General features: G+C 46.0%; 25 protein-coding genes. 7 read left to right on the top strand and 18 right to left on the bottom strand.

Translation table 11 applies throughout. The features are described 5' to 3' along the window. Positions 1–52: 52 nt before the first annotated feature. The 3 genes from HBAL_RS15480 to HBAL_RS15470 form a co-directional block, all read right to left on the bottom strand. Positions 53–1,069, bottom strand: a complete 1,017-nt coding sequence (locus tag HBAL_RS15480) for an SMP-30/gluconolactonase/LRE family protein (protein ID WP_015828897.1) — start codon at positions 1,067–1,069, stop codon at positions 53–55. Continuing rightward, positions 1,066–3,432, bottom strand: a complete 2,367-nt coding sequence (locus tag HBAL_RS15475) for a glycoside hydrolase family 3 N-terminal domain-containing protein (RefSeq protein ID WP_015828896.1) — start codon at positions 3,430–3,432, stop codon at positions 1,066–1,068. Before HBAL_RS15475 ends, HBAL_RS15480 begins: the two co-directional genes overlap by 4 nt. A 195-nt stretch (positions 3,433–3,627) precedes the next feature. Further along, entirely contained in the window at positions 3,628–4,986 is a 1,359-nt protein-coding gene (locus HBAL_RS15470) for a GntT/GntP/DsdX family permease (protein WP_015828895.1), read from the bottom strand. A 348-nt stretch (positions 4,987–5,334) separates the two neighbouring features. Between HBAL_RS15470 and HBAL_RS15465 the strand changes: the two genes are divergently transcribed. From HBAL_RS15465 to HBAL_RS15455, 3 genes are read left to right on the top strand one after another with little or no spacing between them, the layout of a single operon-like run. After that, a complete protein-coding gene (locus HBAL_RS15465) occupies positions 5,335–6,147 on the top strand; it encodes an enoyl-ACP reductase FabI (protein WP_015828894.1) in 813 nt (270 codons plus the stop codon). A gap of 5 nt (positions 6,148–6,152) precedes the next feature. After that, positions 6,153–6,941, top strand: a complete 789-nt coding sequence (gene bla / locus HBAL_RS15460; RefSeq protein WP_015828893.1) for a subclass B1 metallo-beta-lactamase — start codon at positions 6,153–6,155, stop codon at positions 6,939–6,941. Between the two features lie 17 nt (positions 6,942–6,958). Beyond that, entirely contained in the window at positions 6,959–7,615 is a 657-nt protein-coding gene (locus tag HBAL_RS15455; RefSeq protein ID WP_015828892.1) for a CatB-related O-acetyltransferase, read from the top strand. Between the two features lie 18 nt (positions 7,616–7,633). On the opposite strand, the gene udk is transcribed toward HBAL_RS15455, so the two are convergent. Continuing rightward, positions 7,634–8,323, bottom strand: coding sequence for a uridine kinase (gene udk / locus HBAL_RS15450; protein WP_015828891.1), 690 nt, complete (start codon positions 8,321–8,323; stop codon positions 7,634–7,636). Between the two features lie 165 nt (positions 8,324–8,488). On the opposite strand from udk, the gene HBAL_RS15445 reads away from it, so the two are divergent. Beyond that, positions 8,489–8,845, top strand: coding sequence for a VOC family protein (locus HBAL_RS15445; RefSeq protein ID WP_015828890.1), 357 nt, complete (start codon positions 8,489–8,491; stop codon positions 8,843–8,845). Between the two features lie 57 nt (positions 8,846–8,902). Further along, a complete protein-coding gene (locus HBAL_RS15440; RefSeq protein WP_015828889.1) occupies positions 8,903–9,193 on the top strand; it encodes a GIY-YIG nuclease family protein in 291 nt (96 codons plus the stop codon). 262 nt (positions 9,194–9,455) lie between these two features. Here the strand turns inward: HBAL_RS15440 and HBAL_RS15435 are convergent, their stop codons facing one another. Next, positions 9,456–9,854: a hypothetical protein gene (locus HBAL_RS15435; protein ID WP_015828888.1), complete on the bottom strand. Its 399-nt coding sequence runs from the start codon at positions 9,852–9,854 to the stop codon at positions 9,456–9,458. 241 nt (positions 9,855–10,095) lie between these two features. Here HBAL_RS15435 and HBAL_RS15430 point away from each other — a divergent pair, with 241 nt between their 5' ends. Then, positions 10,096–10,680 (top strand): hypothetical protein, encoded by a 585-nt coding sequence (locus HBAL_RS15430; protein WP_041301708.1) that lies wholly within the window; start codon positions 10,096–10,098, stop codon positions 10,678–10,680. Positions 10,681–10,872: 192 nt separating this feature from the next. Here HBAL_RS15430 and pnp read toward each other — a convergent pair whose 3' ends face one another. The 9 genes from pnp to rimP all read right to left on the bottom strand — a co-directional run bounded on the left by pnp (position 10,873) and on the right by rimP (position 21,637). Continuing rightward, positions 10,873–13,002, bottom strand: coding sequence for a polyribonucleotide nucleotidyltransferase (gene pnp / locus HBAL_RS15425; RefSeq protein ID WP_015828886.1), 2,130 nt, complete (start codon positions 13,000–13,002; stop codon positions 10,873–10,875). A gap of 66 nt (positions 13,003–13,068) precedes the next feature. Beyond that, positions 13,069–13,338, bottom strand: a complete 270-nt coding sequence (gene rpsO, locus HBAL_RS15420) for a 30S ribosomal protein S15 (protein WP_015828885.1) — start codon at positions 13,336–13,338, stop codon at positions 13,069–13,071. Positions 13,339–13,342: 4 nt separating this feature from the next. Beyond that, a complete protein-coding gene (gene truB, locus HBAL_RS15415) occupies positions 13,343–14,305 on the bottom strand; it encodes a tRNA pseudouridine(55) synthase TruB (RefSeq protein ID WP_015828884.1) in 963 nt (320 codons plus the stop codon). 254 nt (positions 14,306–14,559) lie between these two features. Continuing rightward, a complete protein-coding gene (gene rbfA, locus HBAL_RS15410) occupies positions 14,560–14,991 on the bottom strand; it encodes a 30S ribosome-binding factor RbfA (RefSeq protein WP_015828883.1) in 432 nt (143 codons plus the stop codon). A gap of 98 nt (positions 14,992–15,089) precedes the next feature. After that, the gene (locus HBAL_RS15405; protein ID WP_015828882.1) at positions 15,090–15,683 is read right to left on the bottom strand and encodes a YcxB family protein; all 594 of its coding nucleotides are present in this window, start codon (positions 15,681–15,683) and stop codon (positions 15,090–15,092) included. Positions 15,684–15,854: 171 nt separating this feature from the next. Continuing rightward, positions 15,855–18,548 carry a translation initiation factor IF-2 gene (gene infB, locus HBAL_RS15400; RefSeq protein ID WP_015828881.1) on the bottom strand — a complete coding sequence of 898 codons (2,694 nt, stop codon included), beginning with the start codon at positions 18,546–18,548 and terminating at the stop codon, positions 15,855–15,857. Between the two features lie 53 nt (positions 18,549–18,601). Then, positions 18,602–19,342 (bottom strand): RNA-binding protein, encoded by a 741-nt coding sequence (locus tag HBAL_RS15395; RefSeq protein ID WP_015828880.1) that lies wholly within the window; start codon positions 19,340–19,342, stop codon positions 18,602–18,604. Then, the gene (gene nusA / locus HBAL_RS15390; RefSeq protein ID WP_015828879.1) at positions 19,308–21,026 is read right to left on the bottom strand and encodes a transcription termination factor NusA; all 1,719 of its coding nucleotides are present in this window, start codon (positions 21,024–21,026) and stop codon (positions 19,308–19,310) included. The genes HBAL_RS15395 and nusA overlap by 35 nt, the downstream gene beginning before the upstream one ends. Continuing rightward, complete coding sequence (rimP, locus tag HBAL_RS15385; RefSeq protein ID WP_015828878.1) at positions 21,026–21,637, bottom strand: ribosome maturation factor RimP; 612 nt, start codon at positions 21,635–21,637, stop codon at positions 21,026–21,028. The genes nusA and rimP overlap by 1 nt, the downstream gene beginning before the upstream one ends. A 400-nt stretch (positions 21,638–22,037) precedes the next feature. Here rimP and HBAL_RS15380 point away from each other — a divergent pair, with 400 nt between their 5' ends. Then, positions 22,038–22,586, top strand: coding sequence for a response regulator (locus tag HBAL_RS15380; RefSeq protein ID WP_015828877.1), 549 nt, complete (start codon positions 22,038–22,040; stop codon positions 22,584–22,586). Here HBAL_RS15380 and trmB read toward each other — a convergent pair. The 4 genes from trmB to fabA form a co-directional block, all read right to left on the bottom strand. Further along, positions 22,583–23,302, bottom strand: coding sequence for a tRNA (guanosine(46)-N7)-methyltransferase TrmB (gene trmB / locus HBAL_RS15375; RefSeq protein ID WP_015828876.1), 720 nt, complete (start codon positions 23,300–23,302; stop codon positions 22,583–22,585). The genes HBAL_RS15380 and trmB overlap by 4 nt on opposite strands. A gap of 42 nt (positions 23,303–23,344) precedes the next feature. Beyond that, a complete protein-coding gene (gene metK, locus HBAL_RS15370; RefSeq protein WP_041301705.1) occupies positions 23,345–24,529 on the bottom strand; it encodes a methionine adenosyltransferase in 1,185 nt (394 codons plus the stop codon). Between the two features lie 153 nt (positions 24,530–24,682). After that, positions 24,683–25,915, bottom strand: a complete 1,233-nt coding sequence (gene fabB, locus HBAL_RS15365; RefSeq protein ID WP_015828874.1) for a beta-ketoacyl-ACP synthase I — start codon at positions 25,913–25,915, stop codon at positions 24,683–24,685. A gap of 65 nt (positions 25,916–25,980) precedes the next feature. After that, the gene (fabA, locus tag HBAL_RS15360) at positions 25,981–26,511 is read right to left on the bottom strand and encodes a bifunctional 3-hydroxydecanoyl-ACP dehydratase/trans-2-decenoyl-ACP isomerase (RefSeq protein WP_015828873.1); all 531 of its coding nucleotides are present in this window, start codon (positions 26,509–26,511) and stop codon (positions 25,981–25,983) included. Positions 26,512–26,542 lie beyond the last annotated feature (31 nt).

The raw sequence follows: 26,542 nt of genomic DNA, 5'->3' as shown, positions 1-26,542 counted from the left end.
TTTGAGGCAGCTTATGCGAATTTTACTTCAGGGACAAATTGGAGATTTTTGATTAGGCGTGACAAAGTGTTGGTAGTTTTAGCAAGCTATCGCCAGCTGTGATGAAAAGCGTGTTGCCGGCTTCTCCAAATACACAATTTGCTGTGGCTTTCCCAGTATTGATGCGTCCCAATGCTTTACCTTTAGGTGACAATAAGAACACGCCACCAGGTCCAGTAACGAAGAGGGCACCATCGCTCACCATTGCCATGCCATCAGGTAATCCCGGGCTGGTTTCTGATTGATATTCTTTGGCATCGAAGAACACAGAATCTGACACGACAGCATAATTTTCATCAATCGTGATATTTCTGACGATAGGATTTTCAGGATCTGATTGGCTAATCAGAATAGTTTTCTGATCGGGAGAAACTGCAATACCGTTTGGAAAAGTCATATCCTCAAGCAAGCGAAGAATTTCATTTTCGGAGGTTAGAACATAAACGCCATTGGCCTTCATTTCCTTGAGTGGAGACGCATCTAGATCGGTAAGTCCATAAGGGGGATCAGTAAAAAACAGATCACCATTTTTAGCTTTAGCCACATCATTTGGACTGTTAAATTTCTTACCTTCGAAAGAAGATACTAATTGCGTGCGTGTGCCTGATTTTAGGTCGAGGCGTTCAAGTGCGCGTTTACCGTGATTACATATGAGGAGGGTGTCACCATCTTCATACCAAAGGCCGTTTGCTCCGGGTTCGCGAAAACCATCTTCTGTTGTTACATCTGAACCCGATGGCTTTAGAAAAGTAGAAACACCATCTGCTTGGTTCCAAGCATAAGCAATATTTTGTGGGACATCAGTGAAATACAAAGTTTCACGATTGGAATCCCAAGCTGGGCCTTCCAACCATTGATGGCCCGTTGATAGACTGATTGCAGATGCATCTGGCGCAATGTATTTTGCAAAATCAGGGTCAAATGCTTCCAAAGTGACGAGGCCGTTGTCTTCAACAGGTGAGTTTGCGGCTGTACATGCAGCGATGGCGAGCGCGCCACTACCAAGTAAATATGTTCTTCTGGAGATCATTTAGAGACACTCACTTTTGTTTCAATGGCCGCAGCAGGGATTTTGCTTTTTGCGCTCGTTGTTATTTCAATAGTCTGACTAGATGTTAAATCTTGTGCAGAATGACCGATGAAAAACTCCAGTTCACCCGATTCAACCGCCCAATTATTTCTGCTTTTGTAGACTGCCGCTTGCTGTGGAGAAAGCGTAAATGTGACATTTGCAGTTTGGTTTGGTTCAAGCGAGATGCGTTTAAAGCCGCGTAATTCCAATTTAGGTCGCGCAACGAAAGAAAGTTTGTCTCTCATATAAAGTTGAACAACTTCATCGGCCGCAACATCACCGGTGTTTGTAACTTGCACTGAAAGTTCGATGGAGCCATCGGCAGTCACCTGATTGGATGCGGCGCTTAAATCACTGTATTCAAAGCTGGAATAGCTCAAGCCATGACCAAATGCATATAGCGGTGTGATTGGCAGGTCCATAAATCGGTTAGTATCTTTGGTGATGTCTGGATCTGCTGGACGACCACCGGGGTTTTCTGAATAAGTGAATGGTGCTTGTCCGGTTTTATGCGGAAAAGAAATCGGCAAACGACCTGCTGGGGATACTTTTCCGTAAACAAGGTCCGCTACTGCATTTCCAGTTTCGATACCGCCCATCCAGATGTTTAAGATTGCATCCGCGCCTGCATCAACCTCAGGAATGGCAAGTGCACGTCCGGTCACAAGAATAACAGAAACAGGTTTTCCTGTATCAATTGCCGCTTGCAGCATGGCTTGCTGGCTTGGGGGAATTTCTAGGTCGGAGCGGCTACGCGCTTCACCTGAAAGGTCGAAATGCTCACCCAATACGAGTAGGATACGATCTGCATTTGCTGCTTTTTCTGTCAGGTCTGATAGGCCGGAAACATCGTCATTATATGGATCAGCGCCGACCACATAATCTATTTCTATGCCTTCAGGGGCGTTGTTTTTTAGACCATCAATAATATTGACGACATCGTTAACATCACCGCGTGCACGCCATGAGCCAAGTTGAGTTAGCGCATCTTGAGCTAGAGCGCCTGCGACAAGCACTCTTTGGGGTTCAGTAGAAAGCGGAAGCGCATTATTGTCGTTTTTCAAAAGAACAGCAGCCATTTGCGCTGCTTTTCTGGCTTCAGCGCGATTAGCTGGTGTCAGCAATTGCGAAGCTTCTCGTGCTTCATCATGATAAGCCATAGCATTATCAAATAGTCCGAGTTTTTCTTTAATCGTAATGATACGGCCCGCAGCTAGATCAAGGTCAGCCATCAATGATGGATCGCGTTTTATGGCTTCAGCCAGATCATTTTTATAAACTTCGCTCGTCATATCCATATCGACACCGGCTTTAAGCGCGAGTGCAGCAGCATGTGGACGGTCGGCGGCGATGCCGTGGTTTCGTAGCTCGTCAATGGCGTTCCAATCGCTGACGATCATGCCACAAAAGCCCCAATCTTCGCGTAAAACGCCGTCTACGAGTTCTTCATTTGCTGTCGTTGGTATGCCGGCAATATCGTTAAATGCCGTCATGTAGGAGCCGCTTCCTGCAGCGTTCGCAGCATAGAAAGGAGGCATGTAGATTTCGTGGACTGTGCGCTCAGATACGTCGCTTGTTCCATAATCACGTCCACCTGTAGGTGCTCCATAAACACCTAAGTGTTTTGTGGTGGCGAGCATTGTGTTTCCAGCGGCAAGGTCATTTCCCTGAAAGCCTTTGACCTGAGCAACAGCCATAACTGAACCAAGATAGGGGTCAGCACCAGCACCTTCGACTATACGGCCCCAGCGTGGATCACGGGCAATGTCGACCATGGGTGCAAATGTCCAGTGTAGGCCGGAAGCTGTTGATTCTTCAGCGGCTATTTTGGAAGCTGATTCCCACATAGCTGGTTCCCATGTGCTTGCCATGCCAAGGGGAACAGGGAAGATGGTTTTATATCCATGCACAACATCCATTGCGAATAGAAGCGGAATGCCATGAGTGCTTTCTTCGATAGCAACTTTTTGCAACTCACCAAGTTCTTTTGCGCCAGCAACGTGAAGATAGGAACCGATTTCGCCGCGCCGTACCTTGTCTAATTCTTCAGGTGTCAGTTTTGAATTGAGGTTTTTGCTGCGTCCACCGGCAGCCTGATGCAGCTGCCCAATTTTTTCTTCAACGCTCATAACGGCTAATAGGTTTTTAGCGCGCTCAGAGAGACAAGCCATTGCCGCATCATTTTGTGTAACTTTACTAGCTGCGACCATTTCAGCTTGACTTGCAGCACTAGGGTTTTCTGCACCGGAGAGTGCGGTACATCCAGTTAAAGCTGCAATACATAAAGCTGATTGTAGGCTGTTTTTCAAAGAAATTTTCATGCTTTTATATGTGCTCCATTATTTGAAAGCTGTTTCAAATTCTGGTTCCGACACAAACCCCTATCTTTTATCAAATTAATATTTTGCCGTATTTATTCACAAGTATGGCTTATTTGTCAACGTTGTCAAAATATAGAATATGGTGTTTTTTATCTATAATTTTAATTAATCCGTATACTGATGATTATGGCTGGATTAGGTTATTAGCCAGAGCGAACACACAATCAGAAACGCCGTTCCGCCTAGTATCGTTGTGGACGCTGTCCAGCTTTTTAAGGTCTGTGCTTCACTAAATTTTAAATACCGACTGACCAACCAAAAACCTGAATCATTGACATGTGAAAGCACTGATGCGCCAGAAGCAATTGCGATAACGAGCAGGGCGAGTTGTGGGCCTTGTATGCCGATTGTTTCAGCAACGGGTGCTGTAAGCCCTGCAGCGGTTATCATTGCGACGGTAGACGAGCCTTGAGCAACGCGGACAATAACCGCAATAACAAAAGCAAAACAAACAATTGGCAAGGCATTGGCTTGCAATAGGGCTGCTACATCTGCACCAGCTCCTGATGAAACAAGCATTTGTTTAAACACGCCACCAGCACCAGTGACGAGTACGATAATTCCTGCTGGTTCTAGGGCTTTTACCATGGCTGTATTCAAGGTGGGGGCGTCTACACCGCGTCTAATACCGATGAAATACCATGAGAAAAGACAAGCAATTAACAAGGCGATGAAAGGGTGTCCGGTGAAGAGAATGACCTCAATATACAAAGGCGTTTCTTGTGTGTTGTCGATACTCATTTTTGTAAGTGTGCTTACGAGGATAAGCGCAAGAGGTATCAAAATGGTCGAGATCGCTGCCATAAACCCGATTGGATTTTTAATCTCTTCAATCGGGGTATCCGGACTTGTATCAAATAGACCTTCAGGTGTTAGAAATTCTTTCATTTTTGCGAGTTTTTTTGCGAAAATTGGCCCCGCAATAAGGGTGGCTGGCAGGCCTGCAATAGCCCCAAATGCGATGACCCATCCAAGGTCTGCATTTAAAATGTCGGCCACGGCGATTGGGCCGGGGGTTGGCGGGATGAATGCGTGTGTTGCGGCAAGGCCTGCAAGGAGGGGAATTGCGTAGAAAACAAGTGGCTTTTTCGTTGATTTTTGTAAGCCCATCAAAACGGGCATTAATATGATGAAGGCGATATCAAAGAAAACGGGGATGGCGACAATAAATCCAATAAGACCAAGTGCGTATTGAGATCTGTCAGCTCCAAATCGTTTGAGGACAGTGGTTGATATTGCCTGCACACCACCAGATTGTTCGAGCAATACTCCCATCATAGCGCCAAGTCCGACGACAATAGCAACAAAGCCTAACGTGCCGCCCATGCCTGATTTTACGGCTTCAATTACATTGTCGGGCGTCATGCCGACACATAATCCAAACCCTAAACTCACCATGAGCAAAGCGATGAATGCGGGGAGTTTTACTTTCAAAACCAGAAATAAGAGTGTGGCGATAGCGATGATCGTAAAGAGTATTGGTGCTGAAAACATGTCTTACCTCCCCAGGCGATTTTTGGGTTGACTAGGCCACCAAATGATAACGTTGTCAAACATTAATCTGTAGTTTCTCGACGCTAAGATGGGGTTTTTGATATGATTAAAAGGGTCTGTAGTAACGCAAATTTATCGGGTGATATTGTCGACAGAAGTGTCATTGAGGGCGGAATGTGTGATGACCTTCTGTGGTTTTCGTGTTGCTATAGTCTCGCGTTTTTGGGTTTGTCATGTGGTTTTGGTGGGTTCGTGTGCTTGCGGGTAGGGATTGCTTGTGGTTGACGTATTGTAACGAATTATTACTAAGTTAATTCAACCGATTTTTTATTCGACGGAGATCCCCATATGGCGGACTGGAACTTCCCTAAAGGTGACTTGATGGCTGGCAAGCGTGGCTTGGTCATGGGTGTCGCAAACCAAAACTCCATTGCATGGGGTATTGCCCAGCAATTGGCCGCACAGGGTGCGGAAATGGCTTTTACTTATCAAGGTGAAGCTTTGGAGCGCCGCGTACGTCCCCTGATTGAATCCATCGGCATGGACACGATGATTTCAGCGGATGTGACAAATGATGATGAGATGGACGCAGCTTTTGCGACACTCAAAGAAAAATACGGCAAGTTGGATTTCGTTGTTCACGCAATTGCCTATGCTGGCAAGGATGAGCTGAAAGGTTCCATGGTTCACAACACAACGCGTGAAGGTTTTGCGCGTGCGATGGATATTTCTGTTTTCTCTTTTATTGATGTATGTCGCCGTGCTTCTGAAATGATGGAAGAGGGTGGGTCTATCATCAACCTGACTTATCTTGGGTCTGAGCGTGTTATTCCATCTTACAATGTGATGGGTGTGGCAAAGGCTGGACTTGAAGCGGCGACACGCTATGCCGCCCGCGATATGGGTAAACAGGGCGTGCGCGTGAACGCGATTTCTGCGGGACCAATGCGGACTTTGGCGTTGATGGGTATTAAAGGGTCTAAGTCTCTTATGTCTGCTGGACGTGATATGTCTCTTTTGGGTGAAGATACAAAAATGGAAGGTGTGGCTGGAGCCGCTCTTTATCTATTGTCTCCTATTGGTGCTTCTATCACGGGTGAAGTGCTTCACGTAGATGCAGGTTTCCATGTTGTGGGTGTGCCTGAGCCATCTGAGGAATAGAAAAATTGCGTTACACCCTGATTGGAATATCCTTGCTTTTAGGTTTTGTGTTCCTTTCAGGGTGCATGCATCAAGTGCCTGTTTTATCCCAACAGTCTGAGCAATCAACGCACATTGAAGGTGTTGCGGAAAAGCCCGTAGAGTTTGTAAAACTCGGGACGGGCGTATGGATGCACACGGGTTATAAAGTTGTGCCGCCATGGGGAAATATCCGTACAAATGGACTGATCATTGAGCGCGGCGATTATAGCGTGCTTGTTGATACGGCTTGGAATGATGCCCAAACTGCTGAAATTGTTGCATGGGCAAAAGATACCTTACAAAAGCCGATACGGGCTTCCATTCATACGCATGCACACAGCGATAAAATGGGCGGCATGGACGCTTTGCATATGCTGGGGGTTGAAACCTTTGCAACTGATTTAACAAATAGATTGGCGATTGAGCGCGGTTTAATGCCGGCTAAAAATGTTCTGAATATTTCTGAAATTGGAAGCCAGATTGAATGGGAAGGGTTGACGATTCTCTACCCTGGCGGTGGGCATTCCGAAGATAATATCGTGGTCAATGAGGGCGTGAATAACATATTATTTGGCGGGTGCATGATCCGCCCCGGAATGACGACTTCATTGGGAAATATCGATGATGCAAATCTTGGCTATTGGTCAAAGGCTGTTGAAAACGCAGCAAACGCATTCCCAGATAGCCAGATTGTTATTCCAAGCCATGGCAAGCCAGCGGGGCGCGAGATTTTGAAAAATACAGCGTATATTGCACGGCCAAAACTTGATTAAATCCTGAGATCATTTTCATGCCAGCATCACGATCAAAAAATAATGAATTGGGACCTGACCCGCTGACCCCGCGACCGATATGGGATACGGAATTTTTAAAAGCTGTTGTGACATCCCCTAATATCGAAGTGGGGGAGTATAGCTATTATAATGATCCGAAGGGCCCTGAGCATTTTCAAACACATTGCGTGAAATATCACTTTGATTTCATTGGTGATAAACTCATCATTGGGAAATTTTGTGCCTTTGCAACAGACATTGAATTTATCATGAATGGTGCAAACCACGCCATGACTGGCTTTTCTACTTTTCCGTTTCACACTTTTGGAAAAGGGTGGAAAAATGGATTTGATATGGCGACTGTCACCGATGGTTTGCGAGGCGATACGGTGGTTGGACATGATGTTTGGATTGGACGCGGCGCGACCATTATGCCGGGCGTGAGCATTGGCCATGGGGCCATTATTGGGGCTAAGGCAGTTGTCGCCAAAGATGTGCCGCCTTACAGCGTTGTTGTTGGTAATCCAGCGCAGATTGTGCGTCAGCGCTTTGATGAGAAGACGATCAATACACTTTTAGAACTTGCTTGGTGGGACTGGCCCATCGAGCGCATTTCTAAGGCGCTAAATGCCATTCGCGGCAATGATATTGAAGTCTTGAAAAGCTTTAGCTAGCATTTGCTAAGGCGAGCCTTAGCTTTTGATGATGCCTTCTTCGAGGAGATAACTCCATAAAGGGGCAAGTAGGCGTGCTTCAGCGCGCGCATTGGGTGAGCCAACTTGTGCCGCCAGCGGGCCTTCATCTTTGATGATGAGATCACAGAGGAATTTGGCTGGTTCAGTGAATTGCGCATGGGCGGGGCGCACGAAATTGAGATATTGTGCAAGCACGCGGTCTAGATCGCGATTGCGCTCGTTTACATCGCGCTCAATGCGGCGGGCCAGACGTAAATCCGCAGGTGTTTCGACAAAAATCGTTAGATCAAACAGGTTGAAATAAGATTTGTCACTGAGCGTGTGCACACCTTCACACACAATGATTGGGGGCGGTGATAACACTTTTTCTGCGCCATCAATGCGGTCATGCTTGGTGAAATCATAAACGGGTTGAGAGATTGTTCTGCCTTGGCGAAGCGCGACGAGGTGGGCTTCATACATGTCCATATTTTTGGAAGCAGGGTCATCAAAATCGACGCGTTCTTCCATTTCCTTCATCGACCATAAAGGCGCATCTGGATGTTGGTGTTCGCGCGGTTTGTAATAATTATCTTCGCCCATAAGCAGGACTTTGTCCTCGCCCAATTTATCAAGCAGGGCTTGGGCGAGTGTAGATTTTCCAGAGCCTGATCCGCCCGTAATTGCGATCATATAAGGTTTGTTCATGAGGGAAGGCTCTTTAAAATTGTTTTGGATATTGCACCGATAGCTGACGAATAAGCAAAGCACAATCTTGAGATCTCTAAAACACTACTGACATGAGCTGGTAATTGGCTGGTTTATCTAGATTCCACCGCTTTACGGGGCAATTTAGGGTTTGGAGATACCAAGATGAAATTAAACTATGTGGTGCTTGGCACGAATAATATGGATGCTGGCGTTAAATTTTATGACTCACTTTTTGATCATGCCGAGATGAATAAAATGGTGGCAAGTGATCGTATGACCTATTGGCTAAGCGAGGATTTTGCTTTTGCTCTGGCTATTCCCTTTGATGCGCAAACCGCCACGCATGGCAATGGCAGCATGATTGGCTTTAGTGTTGGTTCGCCTGCGGAAGTGGAACGCCTTTATAAAAAAGCAATTGATCTTGGCGGCACATGTGAAGGCCAGCCCAATCAACGCGGCCCGCGTTTTTCTGCTTATGTGCGGGATCTAGACAAAAATAAGATTTGTTTTTCTGATTAAGGGGCTGGGATAAGTTTAGACTTGTCCTACATAATTTGTTCTCATAATGTTCTATCTATGAGCTATGCTATCTATATTGTTGCATCCAAAGATCAGGGCACGATTTATATTGGTGTGACCAATAATATTGCGCGCCGCATTTGGGAGCATAAACAAGGTGTTGTGGATAGTTATACGAAGCGATACGCGGTCAACCGGCTCGTCTATGTTGAATGGTTTGACAATATTGAGGCGGCGATCAAGCGCGAAAAACAACTCAAAAACTGGCAAAGGCGATGGAAAATTTCGTTGATAGAAAGTGATAACCCGTATTGGCGCGATCTGTATTTTGACCTTTGCCCTGAATGATTTTGTTGTGTCGCGGGAATGATGTGAGGCTGACTATAGGGTGGGAAAAGCTAGTACATCTTGGTGAGTGGAGGCCGTCATGTCCGCGACAACACATGTCATCCGAAACTTGATTTGGGATCTACTTGTGGGCTGGAGCTGGCTTTGATATTTAAGAAAAATGCTCTCGTTTTGGATGCGTGCGTTGAATTTGAAACGCCAGTCTGTTTTGAAAAGTGGATCCCGAGTCAAGCTCGGGATGACAGTGGAGACAGGATTTTTGTCATTTACCTAATTCAAGGCATGTACCTGTTCTTACTGTATCACCGGAGACATATAGGAATTCAAATTTAGAAAAGGTGTTTATACGAAAAGTTTCTAAGACAGTGGAGGCCGGTCCTTGAACAATTCGTATGGCTTTGAGTGAGTTAGCGCTGCTTCCATTTTCAATTACTTCAAATTTTAAATTTTGAGAGTTTCCTAGTATTTTAAAAAAACCTGAATTTGGGACGAATATTATCCGTTCCTTTTGCTTTTCCAACATTTTAGTCCATTTTGTTTGAACTAAATTCCCCTTTTCACTCAACTGAACAATTTTTTTAACTCCACAATTATAAGAAATATCCGCGTTTGCGGAGGAGATAAAAATTAGTCCTAAAAAAGCTAAAGTAATATATTTCATAGCAAAATTCTCCCCAACAAAAACGGCCGTATCATTTCTGACACGGCCGCTTTCGATATTCAATCACTGCTTGTCATCCTGACGAAAGTCAGGATCCACTTGTCAATCTAGTCTGGCCTTGTGATTGGCTAATCTTCGTTTTTAAGCCAATGCGCCAAATCCAGCTGTGAGAATAAGTCGCGCTTGGCGCGTCTTTAATTGTTTTACTGGATTCCTGTTTTCGCAAGAAAGATGGTTTCGGGTGGCTTTGCCAGCAAACACAAAGTTATATATAGCTTCCCAAATGTGCCATTTCATCACTCTTATTATTCATAAAAATTTCGTTTCTGAATTGACAGAAGTGATGAAAGACTATCGTCGTTTAATTTCAACCATTGATAATGCATCTGTAGCCGATGTTTTAATGACAGGTGAGCAGCAGTTTTTGCTAAGTGGCAAACATTGCGATTGTGGAACCGTATTATCATTCTCACAAACCAAAATTTCTGATGAGGATTTTTCTAAAGATCTCACCCGTTTGAAACGCAAAGGGTGGTCACAGTCAAAACTTGACCGTTGGTTGAAGGATCGATTGAAGACCAGTAACCGCGTGTCTGGTGGGTCTGGCCCTGACAGTCTTTCTATGTGGAAGGATGTTGTAGAACGACTACTGAATATTGAGGGTATAAACAATGTAGGGATTTTACTGCATTTTTATAGCGGGTCTGTGGACGATGAGTCGTTTGAGGTTGCCAGAAAGACTTTTTCTGTTTCTCATTTGGAGGAGGTGTTGGCCGATTTTCCCAGCGATAGTGTTGTGACTTTCATAAGGAATAATCCCCCATAAAAAACGGCCGTATCATTTCTGACACGGCCGTTTTAAATATTCAATCATCTGTCATCCTGACGAAAGTCAGGATCCACTTGCCTATCTCGTCTGGCATTGAGATTGGCTAATCTGCGTTTTCGCGCCGAAGAGCCAATCCCAGTTGATAAGTGGATCCCAAATCAAGTTTGGGATGACAGTCGCTTTTTAGTTTTAAGCGTCGTCGCCTTCTTTGGCGATTTCTTTTCCTGTTTCTTGGTCGACCACTTTCATGGAAAGACGAACTTTACCGCGGTCGTCAAAGCCAAGAAGTTTAACCCAAACAGTTTGGCCTTCTTTGACCACATCAGATGTTTGCTTCACGCGCTCTTCAGCAAGCTGAGAGATGTGAACCAAACCGTCTTTTGCGCCGAAGAAGTTTACGAAAGCACCAAAGTCCATGACTTTAACAACTTTACCTTCGTAGATTTCACCAACTTCAGGCTCAGCAGTTAGGCCGTGGATCCATTTGTAAGCCGCGTCGATAGATTCTTTGTCCACCGCAGCGATTTTAACAGTCCCATCGTCTTCCACAGACACTTTCGCGCCTGTTTCTTCAACGATCTGACGGATAACTTTACCACCGGTTCCGATAACATCACGGATTTTGTCAGTCGGGATAGACATTGTCACGATGCGTGGTGCATTTCCAGACACATCATCACGTGATCCATCAAGGGCTTTGTTCATCTCATCTAGGATGTGAGCACGTCCGCCTTTAGCCTGCTCAAGCGCAGTCTGCATGATTTCTTTTGTGATACCAGCGATCTTAATGTCCATTTGAAGTGATGTTAGACCTTCAGTCGTACCAGCCACTTTAAAGTCCATGTCACCTAAATGGTCTTCATCACCAAGGATATCTGAAAGAACGGCGATACCGTCTTCATCCTTGATAAGACCCATAGCGATACCAGATACTGGACGTGTGATTGGCACACCCGCATCCATCATTGCCAATGAGCTACCACAAACAGTCGCCATTGAAGATGATCCGTTTGATTCAGTGATCTCAGATACAAGACGAAGTGTGTAAGGGAAGTCTTCATTTGATGGAAGAACAGCCTTAAGCGCACGCCAAGCCAATTTACCGTGACCGATTTCACGGCGACCAGCGCCGCCCATGCGTCCAACTTCACCCACAGAGTAAGGCGGGAAGTTGTAGTGAAGCATGAAGTTTGATTTTGATGTACCTTCTAGGCCGTCAATGAATTGCTCGTCTTCACCCGTACCAAGTGTTGCCACACAGATTGCTTGTGTTTCACCACGTGTGAAGAGGGCAGACCCGTGTGTACGCGGAAGGATAGACACTTCACCAAGGATTGGGCGAACCTGATCCAAAGCACGGCCATCAATACGCACACCTGTTTTGATGATGTCGCCACGAACAACTTTTGCTTCAAGGGATTTGAAAATACCTTTGAAGAAAGCTTCGCTCCAGCCTTCAGGGTTTTCTTCAGAAACAACCAATTGAGCAGCGGCTTTTTCGCGGGCTTCACCCACAGCAGCGTAACGCTCGGCTTTTTCTTTGATTTTGTAAGCGGCTGAAATGTCAGCGCCAACAAGCTCTTCAAGTTTAGCAAGCTCAGCAGATTTGTCTTCTGGTTGGAAGTCCCAAGGCTCTTTTGCAGAACGCTCAGCAAGGTCGATAATGCCATCGATAACTGTTTGGAAGCTCTCGTGACCAGCCATAACAGCGCCAAGCATAACTTCTTCAGAAAGTTCTTTAGCTTCTGATTCAACCATCATCACGGCGTCTTGTGTACCAGCGACAACAAGGTCAAGCTGCGTGTCAGCCATTTGGTCAAGTGTTGGGTTGATGATGTATTCGCCATCTTTATAGCCAACGCGCGCTGCACCGATTGGACCCATGAAAGGTACACCGGAAACTGTTAGCGCAGCAGAAGCAGCAACCATAGCCACAACATCTGGATCGTTTTCCATGTCGTATGACAAGACAGTCAGAACAACTTGAGTTTCGTTTTTAAAGCCCGGTACGAATAGTGGACGGATCGGACGGTCGATCAAACGTGATGTCAGCGTCTCTTTTTCAGTCGGGCGAGCTTCACGTTTGAAAAAGCCACCTGGAATACGTCCAGCGGCATAATATTTTTCTTGGTAGTTTACAGTTAGCGGGAAGAAATCCAAATCAGGATTTGCTTTTTTCGCTGCGACAACTGTCGCAAGAACTGACGTCTCACCATAAGTGGCAAGAACAGCACCATCGGCTTGACGGGCAATGCGACCTGTTTCCAGTGTCAAAGGGCGGCCTGCCCAATCGATAGTAACTTTTTGAATGTCGAACATATATTTTTTTCTTTCCTACATACGAAAACCGCCGGTCCCGAGGACCGGCGGATGAATGGGCGCGCCCTAGCGGCGAATACCCAATTCTTCAATGAGAACCTTATAACGGTTCACGTCTTTAGACTTAACATAGTCTAGCAACTTACGACGCTGAGACACCATTTTCAGGAGTCCGCGACGAGAGTGGTTGTCTTTTTTGTGCTCTTTGAAGTGCTCAGTCAAAGTTGTGATGCGGTCTGTAAGGATCGCAACTTGTACTTCTGGTGAACCTGTGTCGCCTTCTTTAGTGGCGAATTTTTTGATTAGCTCAGCTTTACGCTCAACAGTAATCGACATCGTGTTACTCCATATTAAAGTTAAATACACGAACCGGCACAAACCGACCCGCACGAACTTCGCCAAGAGCGACTGCCTTTTCACCTTCTTTTGCTAAAGCGATCCTAGAGGCGTCTTCCCCGTTGACTATACGAGGGCGACGCTTTTCTTTGAAAGCTTCAACCAAGTGTGGCAAAAGGACGATTTCGCGACCTTGCCTAAGCTTTGAAGCGTCTTCCCCACTGATGGCCAGCGCCGGGATGTCGTCCAGCGCGGTCTCAATCGGGACTAATTGAGCCTCAAGTGCATCTCTATCGCCGATTTCGGCGAACTTTTCTAGTGTTATTGATGATTCTTCGAAAAAACTTCCGACTCTTGTGCGTCTAAGGGCTGCAACATGGCCTTCTGTTCCCAAAGCGGCACAGATATCGCGTGCTAAAGAGCGAATATAGAAGCCTTTCCCGCTTGTAACTGAAATAACGGCAAGGTCTGGTGAGGGGCAATTTTCTAATTTAGCGGCATAGAGGTGCACTTTTCGTGCTTCTAATTCAACGTCTTCACCATCACGCGCCAAATCATAGGCGCGTTCGCCATTGACTTTTATTGCCGAGAATTTGGGTGGAACCTGATCAATCTCACCAATAAAGGTTTCAAGTATGTCTGCGATTTGTTGCGGGCTAGGGCGCACATCAGATGATGCATACACATCGCCTTCACGGTCTTGTGTCGTCGTGGATGTGCCAAAGCGTATGGTGAAGCGATAATCTTTTATGGCTTCCATCACATAAGGCACTGTCTTGGTGGCTTCACCAAAAGCAATTGGAAGAATACCTGAAGCGAGGGGGTCTAGCGTGCCGCCATGGCCTGCCTTTTGTGCGTTTAAAAGCCAACGCGTTTTGCCGACAGCCTGCGTTGACCCCAATTCTTCGGGTTTATCAAGAATAAGCCAACCGTGAACGGGTAAACCTTTTTTGCGTTTACGTCCCATATGAGTCTCCAAAGCCATTCTGACGGCTTGGACGTCATGAATGGGGGGTGTTCGTTAAATCTGGTTGTATAAAGCAGATGTGCAATTGCTATGCGCGCTGGCTAGCATACATGGACCAAGGGTCAATGCATTTAGATAATCTAGGATAAAATACCGGTTTCTAATTCGATGCCTGCATGGAAACGAGAATATTCTCACTGACAGGGGCAGTCGCACACGCAGTTAATGTGGCTAAAAGAATTACGAAAAGGGCGCTACATATTGTTTTCTGATTCATCATCGTCTTTTTCTATGAGATCACGCGCGACCTCAGGTGAAGCCAGCAAGTCACCAATTTTGCCGGCTTCCGTATAGGAATCATCAGACAAAAAGCGCAATTGAGGCGTATATCTCATGTCGATCTCCCTTCCGAGTCGACCTCTCAAGAAACCCTTAGCACGATTTAGTCCGTGTACGATACTTTCTTGTGCAGATTCATCACCACCTAATGGGGCAACATAGCAGGTCGCATGCTGAAGATCTGGTGACATGCGCACTTCAGACACTGTGATTGAAACATCGGCGAGGGCAGGATCGTTGAATTGTTCTCTGAGCAAAATATCGACAAGAGCGTGGCGTACAAGCTCTCCAGCGCGAAGCTGGCGTTGAGAGGGTCCTTTGGCGGATGAAAATCTACTTTTTGGCATTTTAGGACCTTTCTATGAATTCTTCAGTCGGACGATATAGCACAATTTGCATTGTTTGCAGATTGGCGACGTATACCTTTCCAACAATTTGGTCGGCATTAAGTGTTGAAAGGAGGCGGCCTTAGCGCAGCTATTTTATTTGTGGCTTCTTTCATCTGATCACGGTCTTTGAACCAATCAACAGGTATAAAGAAATCATTTGCGCCTTCTACAATGAAAGCGATGTAGTGCTTTGTGGTCCGAATGTCCACTATGGCCGGCCATTCTATCTTTGATTCAATATTTTTTCGGTTAAGCAGGATGCCGGAAGCATCTATTTTAAAGCTCTGAGCTTGCGTTATTTCATTATCTCTAGCTGATTTCTGGCGCTCTGCGAGCCTGTTAAAAATCAAAAACCATGACAATCCCGCACTTGCAGAGAAAAACATGGAAAGCATCATGACGGTGTAATCAGATATATTATACTGTGAGAAAAACGTTTCGAACAAATTCAATGTAGATGCAGAAATAACCGGAGCAGCAACGCCAGCATAATAAATAGTTGTTGGCCCCAATCCATTGGAACGTCTTGTTTTGATGAATTTTTTCAATTGTTGAGGCGAAATATATCCCGAGGCGGAAATATGGTCCCGATAGGAAAGTTCAATACCCGTGGAGTGATCGGGGCGAAGCGGGACCTCTGTTTCAGGCATATGTTTCTCTCAGTATTACGATGTGTTGTAAACAAACTAGGCTGATTACTTAAACATTTCGTTTGGGAGGTAGAAAATATTCCTGTGGAAGCGTGGCGATCGAAGTGTGTACAAATAAAAAGGGCCGCAACTCATATGAATTACGGCCCTAAATCTATAAAAATTCGATGCCTAGTCGAGTGAACGCTCGATCATTTCAACTTCGAAACATTCGATAACATCGTCTGGTTTCAAATCTTGATACCCAACAAAGCCCATACCACATTCCATACCGGATTGGACTTCTGAGACTTCGTCTTTGAAGCGTTTCAATGTTGAAAGTTCGCCATCGTGGATAACAATGTCATCACGTAGCAAACGAACACCACAACCGCGTTTCACAACACCTTCTGTGATGAGACACCCAGCCACTTTTCCAAGTTTGGAAATGTTGAAGACTTGAAGCACTTTTGCGTAACCGATGAATGTTTCGCGGCGCTCTGGAGCCAACATACCGGAAAGTGTCGCTTTCACATCATCCAGCAATTGATAGATCACTGAGTAATAGCGAATTTCAACGCCTTCTTTTTCTGCCAATGCAAGCGCTTGCTTATTCGCACGCACATTAAAGGCAATGATTGGCGCTTCGGATGCTTTTGCAAGTAGAATATCACTTTCAGAGATACCACCCACAGCACCATAAACGACGCGTGCTTTCACTTCATCCGTTGAAAGCGTGTCTAGGGAATGCGTAATCGCTTCGATAGAACCTTGAACATCACCTTTAACAACCAACTGAGCTTCTTTAGCTTGTTCTGTTGTTACACCATCTTTTAGGCGGGCAAGCATGTGCTCAAGTGATGCACGTGCACCCGGAGCAGAAGCTGCTTTGTCTTTCAGCATGCGTTGGCGATATTCAGTAATTTCACGCGCACGGGCTTCATTGTCGACCACAACGAATGGGTCTCCAGGGGAAGGGGCACCATCAAGACCTAACACTTCGGCAGGAACTGTCGGGCCAGCTTCTTTCATTTGTTGACCGCGTTCGTTGACGAGTGCGCGAACTTTACCCCATTGACCGCCAGCGACCAGAATGTCTCCGCGTTTCAATGTACCACGTTGCACAATAACAGTTGCAACAGGACCACGACCTTTATCCAGTTTGGATTCAATCACGATACCATCGGCTTCACGGTCTGGGTTGGCTTTCAACTCAAGCAGTTCAGCCTGCATAGAGATCGCTTCAGTAAGCTCATCCAAACCTGTTTTCTTGAGTGCAGACACGTTGATTGCCTGAACATCACCGCCCATGGCTTCAACTTGAATGTCATGTTGAAGAAGTTCGGTCAGAACTTTTGTTGGATCCGCGTCGACTTTATCACATTTGTTCACAGCAATAATGATCGGAGCATCGGCCGCTTTAGCGTGTTTAATCGCCTCGATAGTTTGAGGCATGACCCCATCATCAACAGCCACAACTACAATCACAATATCGGTGACATTGGCACCACGGGCACGCATCGCAGAGAATGCCGCGTGACCAGGTGTGTCAAGGAATGTGATCTTGTCACCAGATTTCAATTTAACCTGATAAGCACCAATGTGTTGGGTAATTCCACCCGCTTCGCCGCCAACAACGTCTGTTTGACGAAGAGCATCGAGGAGGGAGGTTTTACCATGGTCGACGTGACCCATGATTGTTACAACGGGTGGACGGTCTTTTAGGTCGCCATCATCATCTGTTGGGCCGTCTAGTCCGATCTCAACATCAGCTTCAGATACACGTTTGATGGTGTGTCCAAATTCCTCGACGATAAGCTCGGCTGTATCAACATCAAGTGTGTCTATCCCGCGGATCATTTCGCCTTGCTGCATCATGAATTTCACAACGTCGGCGACGCGTTCTTTCATACGGTTAGCAAGTTCTTGAACCGTGATTGTTTCAGGTACGACAACTTCACGAGACTGTTTTTCAGCCTCTTGTTTGCCCATTTTCAAGCGGCGTTCGCGTTCTTTTTGCTTCGCACGATTGTATGAAGCAAGTGAACGTTGACGATCCTCATCGGCACCAAGTGCCGCTGTGATGGTTAGCTTACCTTGACGGCGTTTTGGTTGTGAACGACGTGATGGAGCAGGTTTATTACCGCGATTTTCAGCAGGTTCTTCACCAACTGGACGGGCCTTTTTGATACGTCCGCCAAGTTCAGAAAGTGCATCTGGATCAGGTGGTGGACCTTCAGCTTGTATCTCAACCGGTTTTGAACTTGGTTTGTCCGGTTTCGTGATACGTTTTTCACGTTTTGGGTTAGGCGCAGCTGTACGCTTTGCCATGGATTCTTCTTCGGCAGCAGCTTTTTTCTCTTCGGCGGCTTGCTTGCTTGCTTCAGCTGCTGCTTTCTTAGCATCAATTTCAGCTTGCTTGCGCTCTTCTTCTTCAGCCTTACGGCGCACATCTGCGTCGACGCGCTCTTGTGCTTCGGCTTCAAGGGATTTGGCTTTCTCAACGCGTTGACGTTGAGCATTTTCCAATAGCTCGCGTTCAGCTTTGCGCTTTTCTTCGGCAGCTTTTCTGTGTGCCAGAGCCACTTGACGTGCACGCAACTCCTCTTCGGAAAGACCGAGTTTGCGGGCTGCGGCTGCAGCAGCTGACATCGGCTTTCCGCCTTTGGCATTGGGTTGCCCGCCAGGCCGACCGTTTTTATTGGGTACAACTACACGCTTTTTCTTTTTAGTCTCAACAACGACTTGTTTTGACCGTCCGTGAGAAAAGCTTTGCTTCACAGTCCCGCCGCCTGCGCCGCCAGACACAGATAGGGGTTTGCGACCGGCTGGTGTGCCGTTAGCATTGGAGTTGTTATTGTTCTGCGCGTCTTTAGTGTCGCTCATGCAAATTCTTCATGTTGTGGCCGGTTCGATTATCGAGACGACCTAAAAATCAATTAAACCGCCAAAGACATCCAGTCTGACGGACGCAATGGACGAAAACCGCCCAATCGCTCTACCTCAATGATCCAATTACGGGCGGATCGACCCTCTTTGACGATAGCATGTATCACACGCTCACGCCCTAAGGCCATGCCCAATTCTTCAGAAGTGAAACATCCGACAATAATCGGTTGCTCTGAAGGCTCGTCATCGCCGAAAATGGCTTTGGCAAGAGACAAAATCTTCTTGCGCCCATCGCTAGCGCCATCTAGCGCTTCAATCAAGCAAGAAGGTTCGTCCATGCGAATTTCTTCTCTGACTTGATCAAACCCTAAGATAAGGTCTCCAGCCCGTTTTGCGAACCCCAAAAGATCAAGACAGCGTCGAAACAACAATTGGTGTGTCTGTTGTGTCAATGTTGGATCTGTCTGAACAGATTTTTTAAAGGCTCTAGAAAAGGCTTTCTTGGAAACAGCCAAGTCTAATGCTTCTGATGTCGCAGTTACCCATGCGCCGCGTCCCGGAAGGGTGGCGGCGACATCGGGTATGACCATTCCATCAGGAGACACCACAAATCTGATCATAGCAGATTGTGGTTGGTTTGTCGCCGTTGCAATACAACGACGCATAGGATCACTTGGTCCACCGCTTTTTTTCTTTGGCGGACCAGTGTCTGTTTCTATCTCAATGTCTGCGCCAGACTTCCCGTCTGGATCTACATCATTCGTCTGTTTCCGGGGCAGGTTCTGAGTCATCAGATGTGCCCTCCAGGTCAACGAATGCAGCTTCCGCTGCTTCTAGGTTTCCGAGTTCACCTTCGAACTCGGCTTCGGCAGCTTCTAATTCAGCTGCGCGTTTTTCTAATTCTGCTTCTAGAACTTCAGCTTCTACCCAGCCCGCTAGAACACGCGCACGTAGAATGAATAATTCAGCAGCATCGCGTGTCATTTCCCCTTTGGCCAATAGGCCGGGTTGCCAGCGTGATTTGCCTTTTGCATCTGGTTCTTTCCAACCGATAAGATCGTCAGGTACGAGGCCTGCTAGATCATCAATTGTCTTGATACCATCATCACCAAAGCGAACTGCCATGACAGGTGTTACACCGTCCATAAAGGCAACTTCATCTGTGACGCCAAGATCTTTGCGCTTCTTGTCCATCGCTGCGGCAAGAAGTTCAAGATATTCGCGTGCACGTGTTTGAAGCTCAGAAGCAACGGCTTCATCAAAGCCATCAATAGATGCGAAGTCTTCAAGATCGACATACGCGATCTCTTCAATGTTTTCAAAACCTTCAGAAGCCAGCAATTGCGCCAGCATTTCATCAGCATCAAGCGCGCGCATAAAGAGTCCAGAGCGTTCTTGGAATTCTTTCTGACGGCGTTCAGAATCTTGAGCCTCAGTTGTTAGGTCAATCTGCCAGCCTGTGAGTTGTGATGCTAGTCTTACGTTTTGACCGCGACGACCAATTGCAAGTGGGAATTGGCTTTCTTCGACCACCACTTCAACACGTTCTTCGTCTTCATCAACAACAACTTTAGAGACCTCAGCAGGCTGAAGCGCGTTCACAATGAATGTGGCTTCATCTTCTGACCAAGGGATAATGTCGATTTTTTCGCCTTGAAGTTCTGACACAACAGCCTGAACACGCGCACCGCGCATACCCACACAAGCACCAACTGGATCAACAGACGCATCGTGTGACAACACACCGATTTTTGCACGAGATCCTGGGTCACGCGAACATGCTTTAATCTCGATAACGCCTTCATAAACTTCAGGCACTTCTTGTGAGAAGAGGGCAACCATGAAGGTTGGGTGTGCACGAGAAAGGAAAAGTTGTGGACCTTTAGGCTCACGGGAAACTTTATAAAGAATGGCGCGAACACGATCACCCGGATTGAGGTTTTCACGTGGAAGACCATCATTGCGGCGGATAATACCTTCCCCGCGACCAAGGTCGACTATGATATTGCCGTGCTCAACACGTTTGACAATACCATTGATGATCTGACCTTCTTTGTCTTTGAATTCTTCGTATTGGCGATCACGTTCAGCGTCTCTAACCTTACCAGTGATAACCTGTTTTGCTGTTTGAGCAGCCACACGACCAAATTCGAAAGGCGGAAGAATTTCTTTGAACTCGGTGCCGATTTCAGCATTTGGGTCAATTTCTCTGGCTTCTTCCAAAGACAAATGGTGAGCAGGGTCTTCAACTTCTTCAACAACAGTTTGCACACGTGTTATCGTCGTCTCGCCAGATTTTGGGTCGATGTGAACGTGAATATCGTGCTCTTGGCCGTAACGCGAACGGGCTGCTTTTTGAATAGCCTCGGCCATTGCTTCCAGCACGATCATTTTGTCGATCTGCTTTTCAGCTGCCAATATGTTTGCGATTGCTAGGATTTCCAGCTTGTTTGCTGAAACGCCGATGGTGCTCATCAGTCATCCTCTCTTTGTGCCGCGTTGTCGACATTATTGTCGGGGTTCGCATTATTGTTGTCGTCTATTTCGTCTTCAAATTCGTCGAATTGGTCTTCATCCAGTTCGGGTGCTTGTCCGCGAGATTGGGCTTCTTCAATCAGGCGATCATTCATCACCAAGGAGGCTTTCACCATATCGACGATAGAAATTTCAGCTTTTGAACCATCTTTAAGGTCCAAGGAAACAATGCCATTCACTTCATCGGTGATCGTGCCGTGGAAGCGACGGCGACCGTCAATAGGGATACCTAATTCAATACGAACTTCGTATGTTTTCCAATTTGCAAAGTCACCTTCTCTTGTCAAAGGGCGATCAATCCCAGGAGAAGAAACTTCTAAATTGTATTCTGAATGAATAGGGTCTTCCACGTCAAGTACGGGACCAATAGCGCGAGAAAGTTTGGCACAATCTTCGACATCCATTGTACCGTCGGGCTTTTCAGCCATGATCTGAAGAATGGGCGTATTGGCACCCATCATGCGTACACGTACGATTTCCAAACCGATGCTTGTCGCTTCAGGTTCGATAATATCGAGAATACGTTTTTCTATTTCAGATAATGCGCGCAATTTAAGTCCGTTTAGATGGTAATAACAGGGTTCTGGAACGAAAAGCGGCGGCCTAGTTACCAGGGCCGCCGCTGTTTAATTTCAGCTTTGCATACCCTATACGCCATGTTTTAAAGAATGTCGAGTGATGGATTTAAACTGTCATGACAAACAATATATTGAATATTTCATGCCGCCAATTTCCTCAACACCGTATACGCAATTGGGCCAACTGGTTTTGATATATGGAATATATTTCAAGTAATCATGAGTTTTCGACTGAAATTCGAAGTGTAATTTCAATATAAGTGGCCTTATTTTGTAGTTACAGGAATTTGGTAAACAAATACACACCTTATGTTAATCAAAATTAGGGATAGTTCATTCTCGATACAAGCATATACAATAATGTAGGTTTTTTATGATTGAGAAATTTGAAGCCCCTAAAAGGGACCCTAAAAATCAGCAATTATTGATATATAGCGAAAACATTGAATTGGTTCGCATGCAGCGTGACATGCTTAAACCATATGGCGTTCGCAATATTGTTAGCGCAACAAGCCCTGATGAAATGATGGAGCAATCTGCTGTTCACAGCATGGGTACGATACTCGTCAATGGTAGTAGCCGTGTTGATCCTAGAAAGATTATTTCTGCCCTTCGCAATGAAGAAAAAGTGCGGGATCCGTTTGCTCAGGTGTTTTTTGTAACAGGAAGTAGCTCTGCGCAATTGATCAATATGATTGTTCGTTCGGGTTATGATGGCATTTTGTGTCTACCTTTCTCACGTGCGCGTTTGTGGAAAACCATAGAGCGTATGAGTGAAACACAGCGCCAATTTGTGCGTGTCGGTGACTATTTTGGGCCAGACCGCCGCACAGCTCCCGCAGCTACGCCTCCTAAAACGGAAGAGCGCAGAAAAGAAGAATTACTCAAGAAAATGGGTCAGCAAAGTCAAAAGGCTGGTTAGATTTTTGCAAAGTCCAAGAAGACGGGTTTGCAATCTCCTAGACCTTTGGTTTGATAACGTGTCGTGACATGGTCAGCAGGGGGGATGCGCCAATCGTCCGCCTTGGTTGCTGTCCATTCAAAATGTGGTGATTGTTCAAAACGTTCCAAAGCCCAATCTGCATAATTTGCCCAATCTGTTGCAAATCTTACTTTGCCGCCGGGCTTTAAAACGCGAGATAAAGTTTCCAGAAATTCGGGTTGGATGAGGCGGCGCTTATGGTGTTTTGTTTTATGCCATGGGTCGGGAAACATGATAAAAACGCGATCGAGGCTTTGATCTGCCAGACCATTTAGAATATCCCGCGCATCATAGGCATGAAGCCGAATATTTGGAATCTCATTTTCCCAAATGAGTGTCACAGCTTTGGCGACACCTTCTAGAAAAGGTTCGCAGCCAATAAATCCGATATCGGGATTGTTTTGCGCCTGCCCAATTAGATGTTCGGCACCGCCAAATCCAATTTCAAACCAGATTTCTTTGGGTTTTCCTTCAAACAATTCGTTTGGATCAAAACTGGCAATATGATCATTTATATTGACCGAGAGTTTAGGAAGTAGCTCATCCATCAATTTTTGTTGACGTGTCGATAAAGGACGTCCGCCCGTTCTACCGAAAGTACGCAATGGACCAAATTCTGATCCATTGCTTTTCTTTTCATCTTCGGGCGTCGTCATGAGCTATTTTTATCCGTCTTCCAGTAAAATTAGAAGAGCGTTCTATGCCAGACTTTTAAGAGAGTCGACTAGGTCTGTCTTTTCCCATGAGAAACCACCATCAGCTTCTGGGTCACGGCCGAAATGTCCGTAGGCAGCTGTGCGTGCATAGATTGGCTTGTTTAAACCAAGATGTGTACGAATGCCGCGTGGAGACAGGTCCATAAGTTTTGGAATTGCAGCTTCAATTACCGCTTCATCAATTTTGGCTGTGCCATCAGTATTGATGAAGATGGAAAGTGGTTTAGCAACACCAATCGCGTAAGAAAGTTGAATTGTACAGCGGTCAGCTAGGCCAGCCGCAACAATGTTTTTAGCCAAGTAACGGCTTGCATAAGCAGCTGAACGGTCAACTTTTGTTGGGTCTTTACCGGAGAAAGCACCACCACCGTGAGGTGCAGCTCCACCATAAGTATCAACGATGATTTTACGGCCTGTTAGACCTGCATCACCATCTGGACCACCGATAACAAAGTTACCCGTTGGGTTTACATAGAATTCTTCTTCAGGTGGAAACCAACCCTCAGGCAAAACACTTTGAACAACAGGGCGTACCATTTCACGAATATCGGATGGTGTGAAACCGAATTTGTGTTGTGTGGATACAACCACAGAAGAGACACCAACAGGACGTCCATCTTCATAGCGAAGGCTAACTTGTGATTTTGCGTCTGGTTCAAATTCTGGTTGAGATCCAGATTTGCGAAGCTCTGCCATTTTTTTCAAAATTTGGTGGGAATAAATGATTGGGGCAGGCATTAATTCAGGTGTTTCGTTTGTTGCATAACCAAACATAATACCTTGGTCGCCAGCACCTTCTTCTTTAAAATCACCAGTACCCTCATCAACACCCATGGCGATATCAGTTGATTGACCATGTAGTCGGTTGATCAATTCAGCTGTTTTCCAGTGGAAGCCTTTTTGGTGATATCCAATGTCACGCACAGCTTCGCGTGCTGTTGTTTCGATCTCTTCCATAGATGGCATGAGGTCATCTGCAATACGCATCTCACCGGCAAGCACGATCAGGTTGGTTGTCGTTAGTGTTTCACAAGCCACACGCGCTTCTGGGTCGCGCGAAAGGAATAGATCAACGATAGAATCTGATATTCTATCGGATACTTTGTCAGGATGTCCCTCGGACACACTTTCACTCGTAAAGTAGTAATTCTTTTTCACTGACAACATCCCTATACTGAATTGCACATATAAAGATACCTTTATATGATCATAATAACTGTTTGGGAAGGGGAGAATTGAATCAGTTTGGTGAATTTCCAAAAGAAAGCCCTCAATCCATAGGATTAAGGGCTATTGCGTTTTTAAATATATGAGGAAATTCTAGATCTTTGAGAAGATCACAGACCCATTTGTTCCACCAAAACCAAATGAGTTCGACATTACCATTTTAAGGGCAGCATCTCGCGCTTCCCGAATAATATTCATGCCAATGGCAGCAGGGTCTAAATTTTCGATGTTGATTGAAGGTGCAACGAAATTCTCTTTCATCATAATCAGAGAATAAATGGCCTCATTCACCCCCGCTGCTCCCATTGCATGTCCGGTCATTGACTTGGTGCCGGATATCATGGGTTGGTCTTCTGCATTATTCCCAAATAACTTGCGAACGCTTTCCAGCTCGACCATGTCACCAACTGGTGTCGCAGTGGCGTGAGGGTTTAGATAGTCTGGTTTCGCATTCACTGTGGCAAGCGCTTGTTGCATGGCACGTAAACCACCTTCACCAGAGGGGGCAACCATGTCATGGCCATCAGATGTTGCGCCATAGCCTGTGATTTCACCATAAATAGTGGCGCCGCGCTTTTTGGCATGTTCATATTCTTCCAATACAAGAATACCGGCTCCACCTGAAATGACGAAACCATCGCGACTTTCATCAAATGCGCGAGAGGCTTTTGTTGGTGTGTCATTGTATTTGGAAGACATCGCACCCATAGCATCGAAGAGGGCAGAGAAGCTCCACTCGACTTCGTCGCCGCCGCCGGCAAACATAATATCTTGCTTACCCCATTGGATTTGCTCAGCAGCAGCACCAATACAGTGAAGGGATGTCGTGCAAGCAGAGGAGATTGAGTAGTTTACACCCAAAATCTTAAACATGGTCGATAACGCAGCAGATGCAGTCGAACACATGGCTTTAGGTACGGCAAAAGGTCCGATGCGTTTAATGCCTTTTTCGCGTGCAATATCGGCTGCTTCTACAATCGCGCGCGTTGAAGGGCCGCCTGTGCCAACAATAAGGCCTGTGCGGGGATTGGAGACCAATTCTTCTGGAAGGCCGCAATCTTCAAGCGCTTGTTCCATTGCCATATAGCAATAGCCAGACCCATCGCCCATAAAACGCATTGCGCGCTTTTCGATGTGTTCTTTAGGGATTGCTTTGGGTTTTCCAACAAGATGACACCGGAAACCACGATCTGCATAATCTTGGCTGAACGTAATTCCAGACTTGCCGTTTTTTAGACTCTCGGTGACTTCTTTGATGTTATCACCAATAGAAGAAACAATTCCCATTCCTGTAACAACGACGCGACGAAGACCAGTTGCACTCATGTGCGCTTACCTTTTTGACTCGGGCGCGCCGCTTGTGGGGCGCAGCCATATTGAAACTATAGAGCTTAGGCTTCGGGTTTAAATAGCCCTACCTTTAGGTCCTTAGCTTGATATATCTTCTGATCATCAGCAAAGACTTGACCATCAGCGATCCCCATAACCAAACGACCGCGAATTGCACGCTTGATGCTAATCTCATATCGTACTTTTTTGATGTCATTTGTCACCTGTCCAGTGAATTTAACATCACCAACACCCAAAGCACGACCTTTTCCTGGGGAACCAGACCATCCAAGCCAAAATCCGACAAGCTGCCACATAGCATCTAGGCCAAGACAACCGGGCATAACTGGATCGCCGGGGAAGTGACATGCAAAGAACCATAGCTCAGGATTTACATCGAGTTCTGCGACTAATTTACCTTTACCATATTCACCGCCTTCAAGGCTGATGTTTAAAATACGATCTAGCATAAGCATAGGTGGAGCCGGAAGCTGGGCATTTCCAGGTCCAAACAATGTGCCTTCGCTAGATTTTATAAGGTCTTCATATGAGTATGAAGCTTGAGCTTCATGATATTCAGCAGGGTTGGACATTTAACGCCTTCTCCAAAACACAAAGGCCGAA

The organism is Hirschia baltica ATCC 49814, from assembly GCF_000023785.1.
Taxonomy (GTDB): Bacteria; Pseudomonadota; Alphaproteobacteria; order Caulobacterales; family Hyphomonadaceae; genus Hirschia; species Hirschia baltica.
The sequence above is the reverse complement of the archived record's forward strand: the minus strand, read 5'-3'. Positions and strand labels throughout refer to the sequence as shown.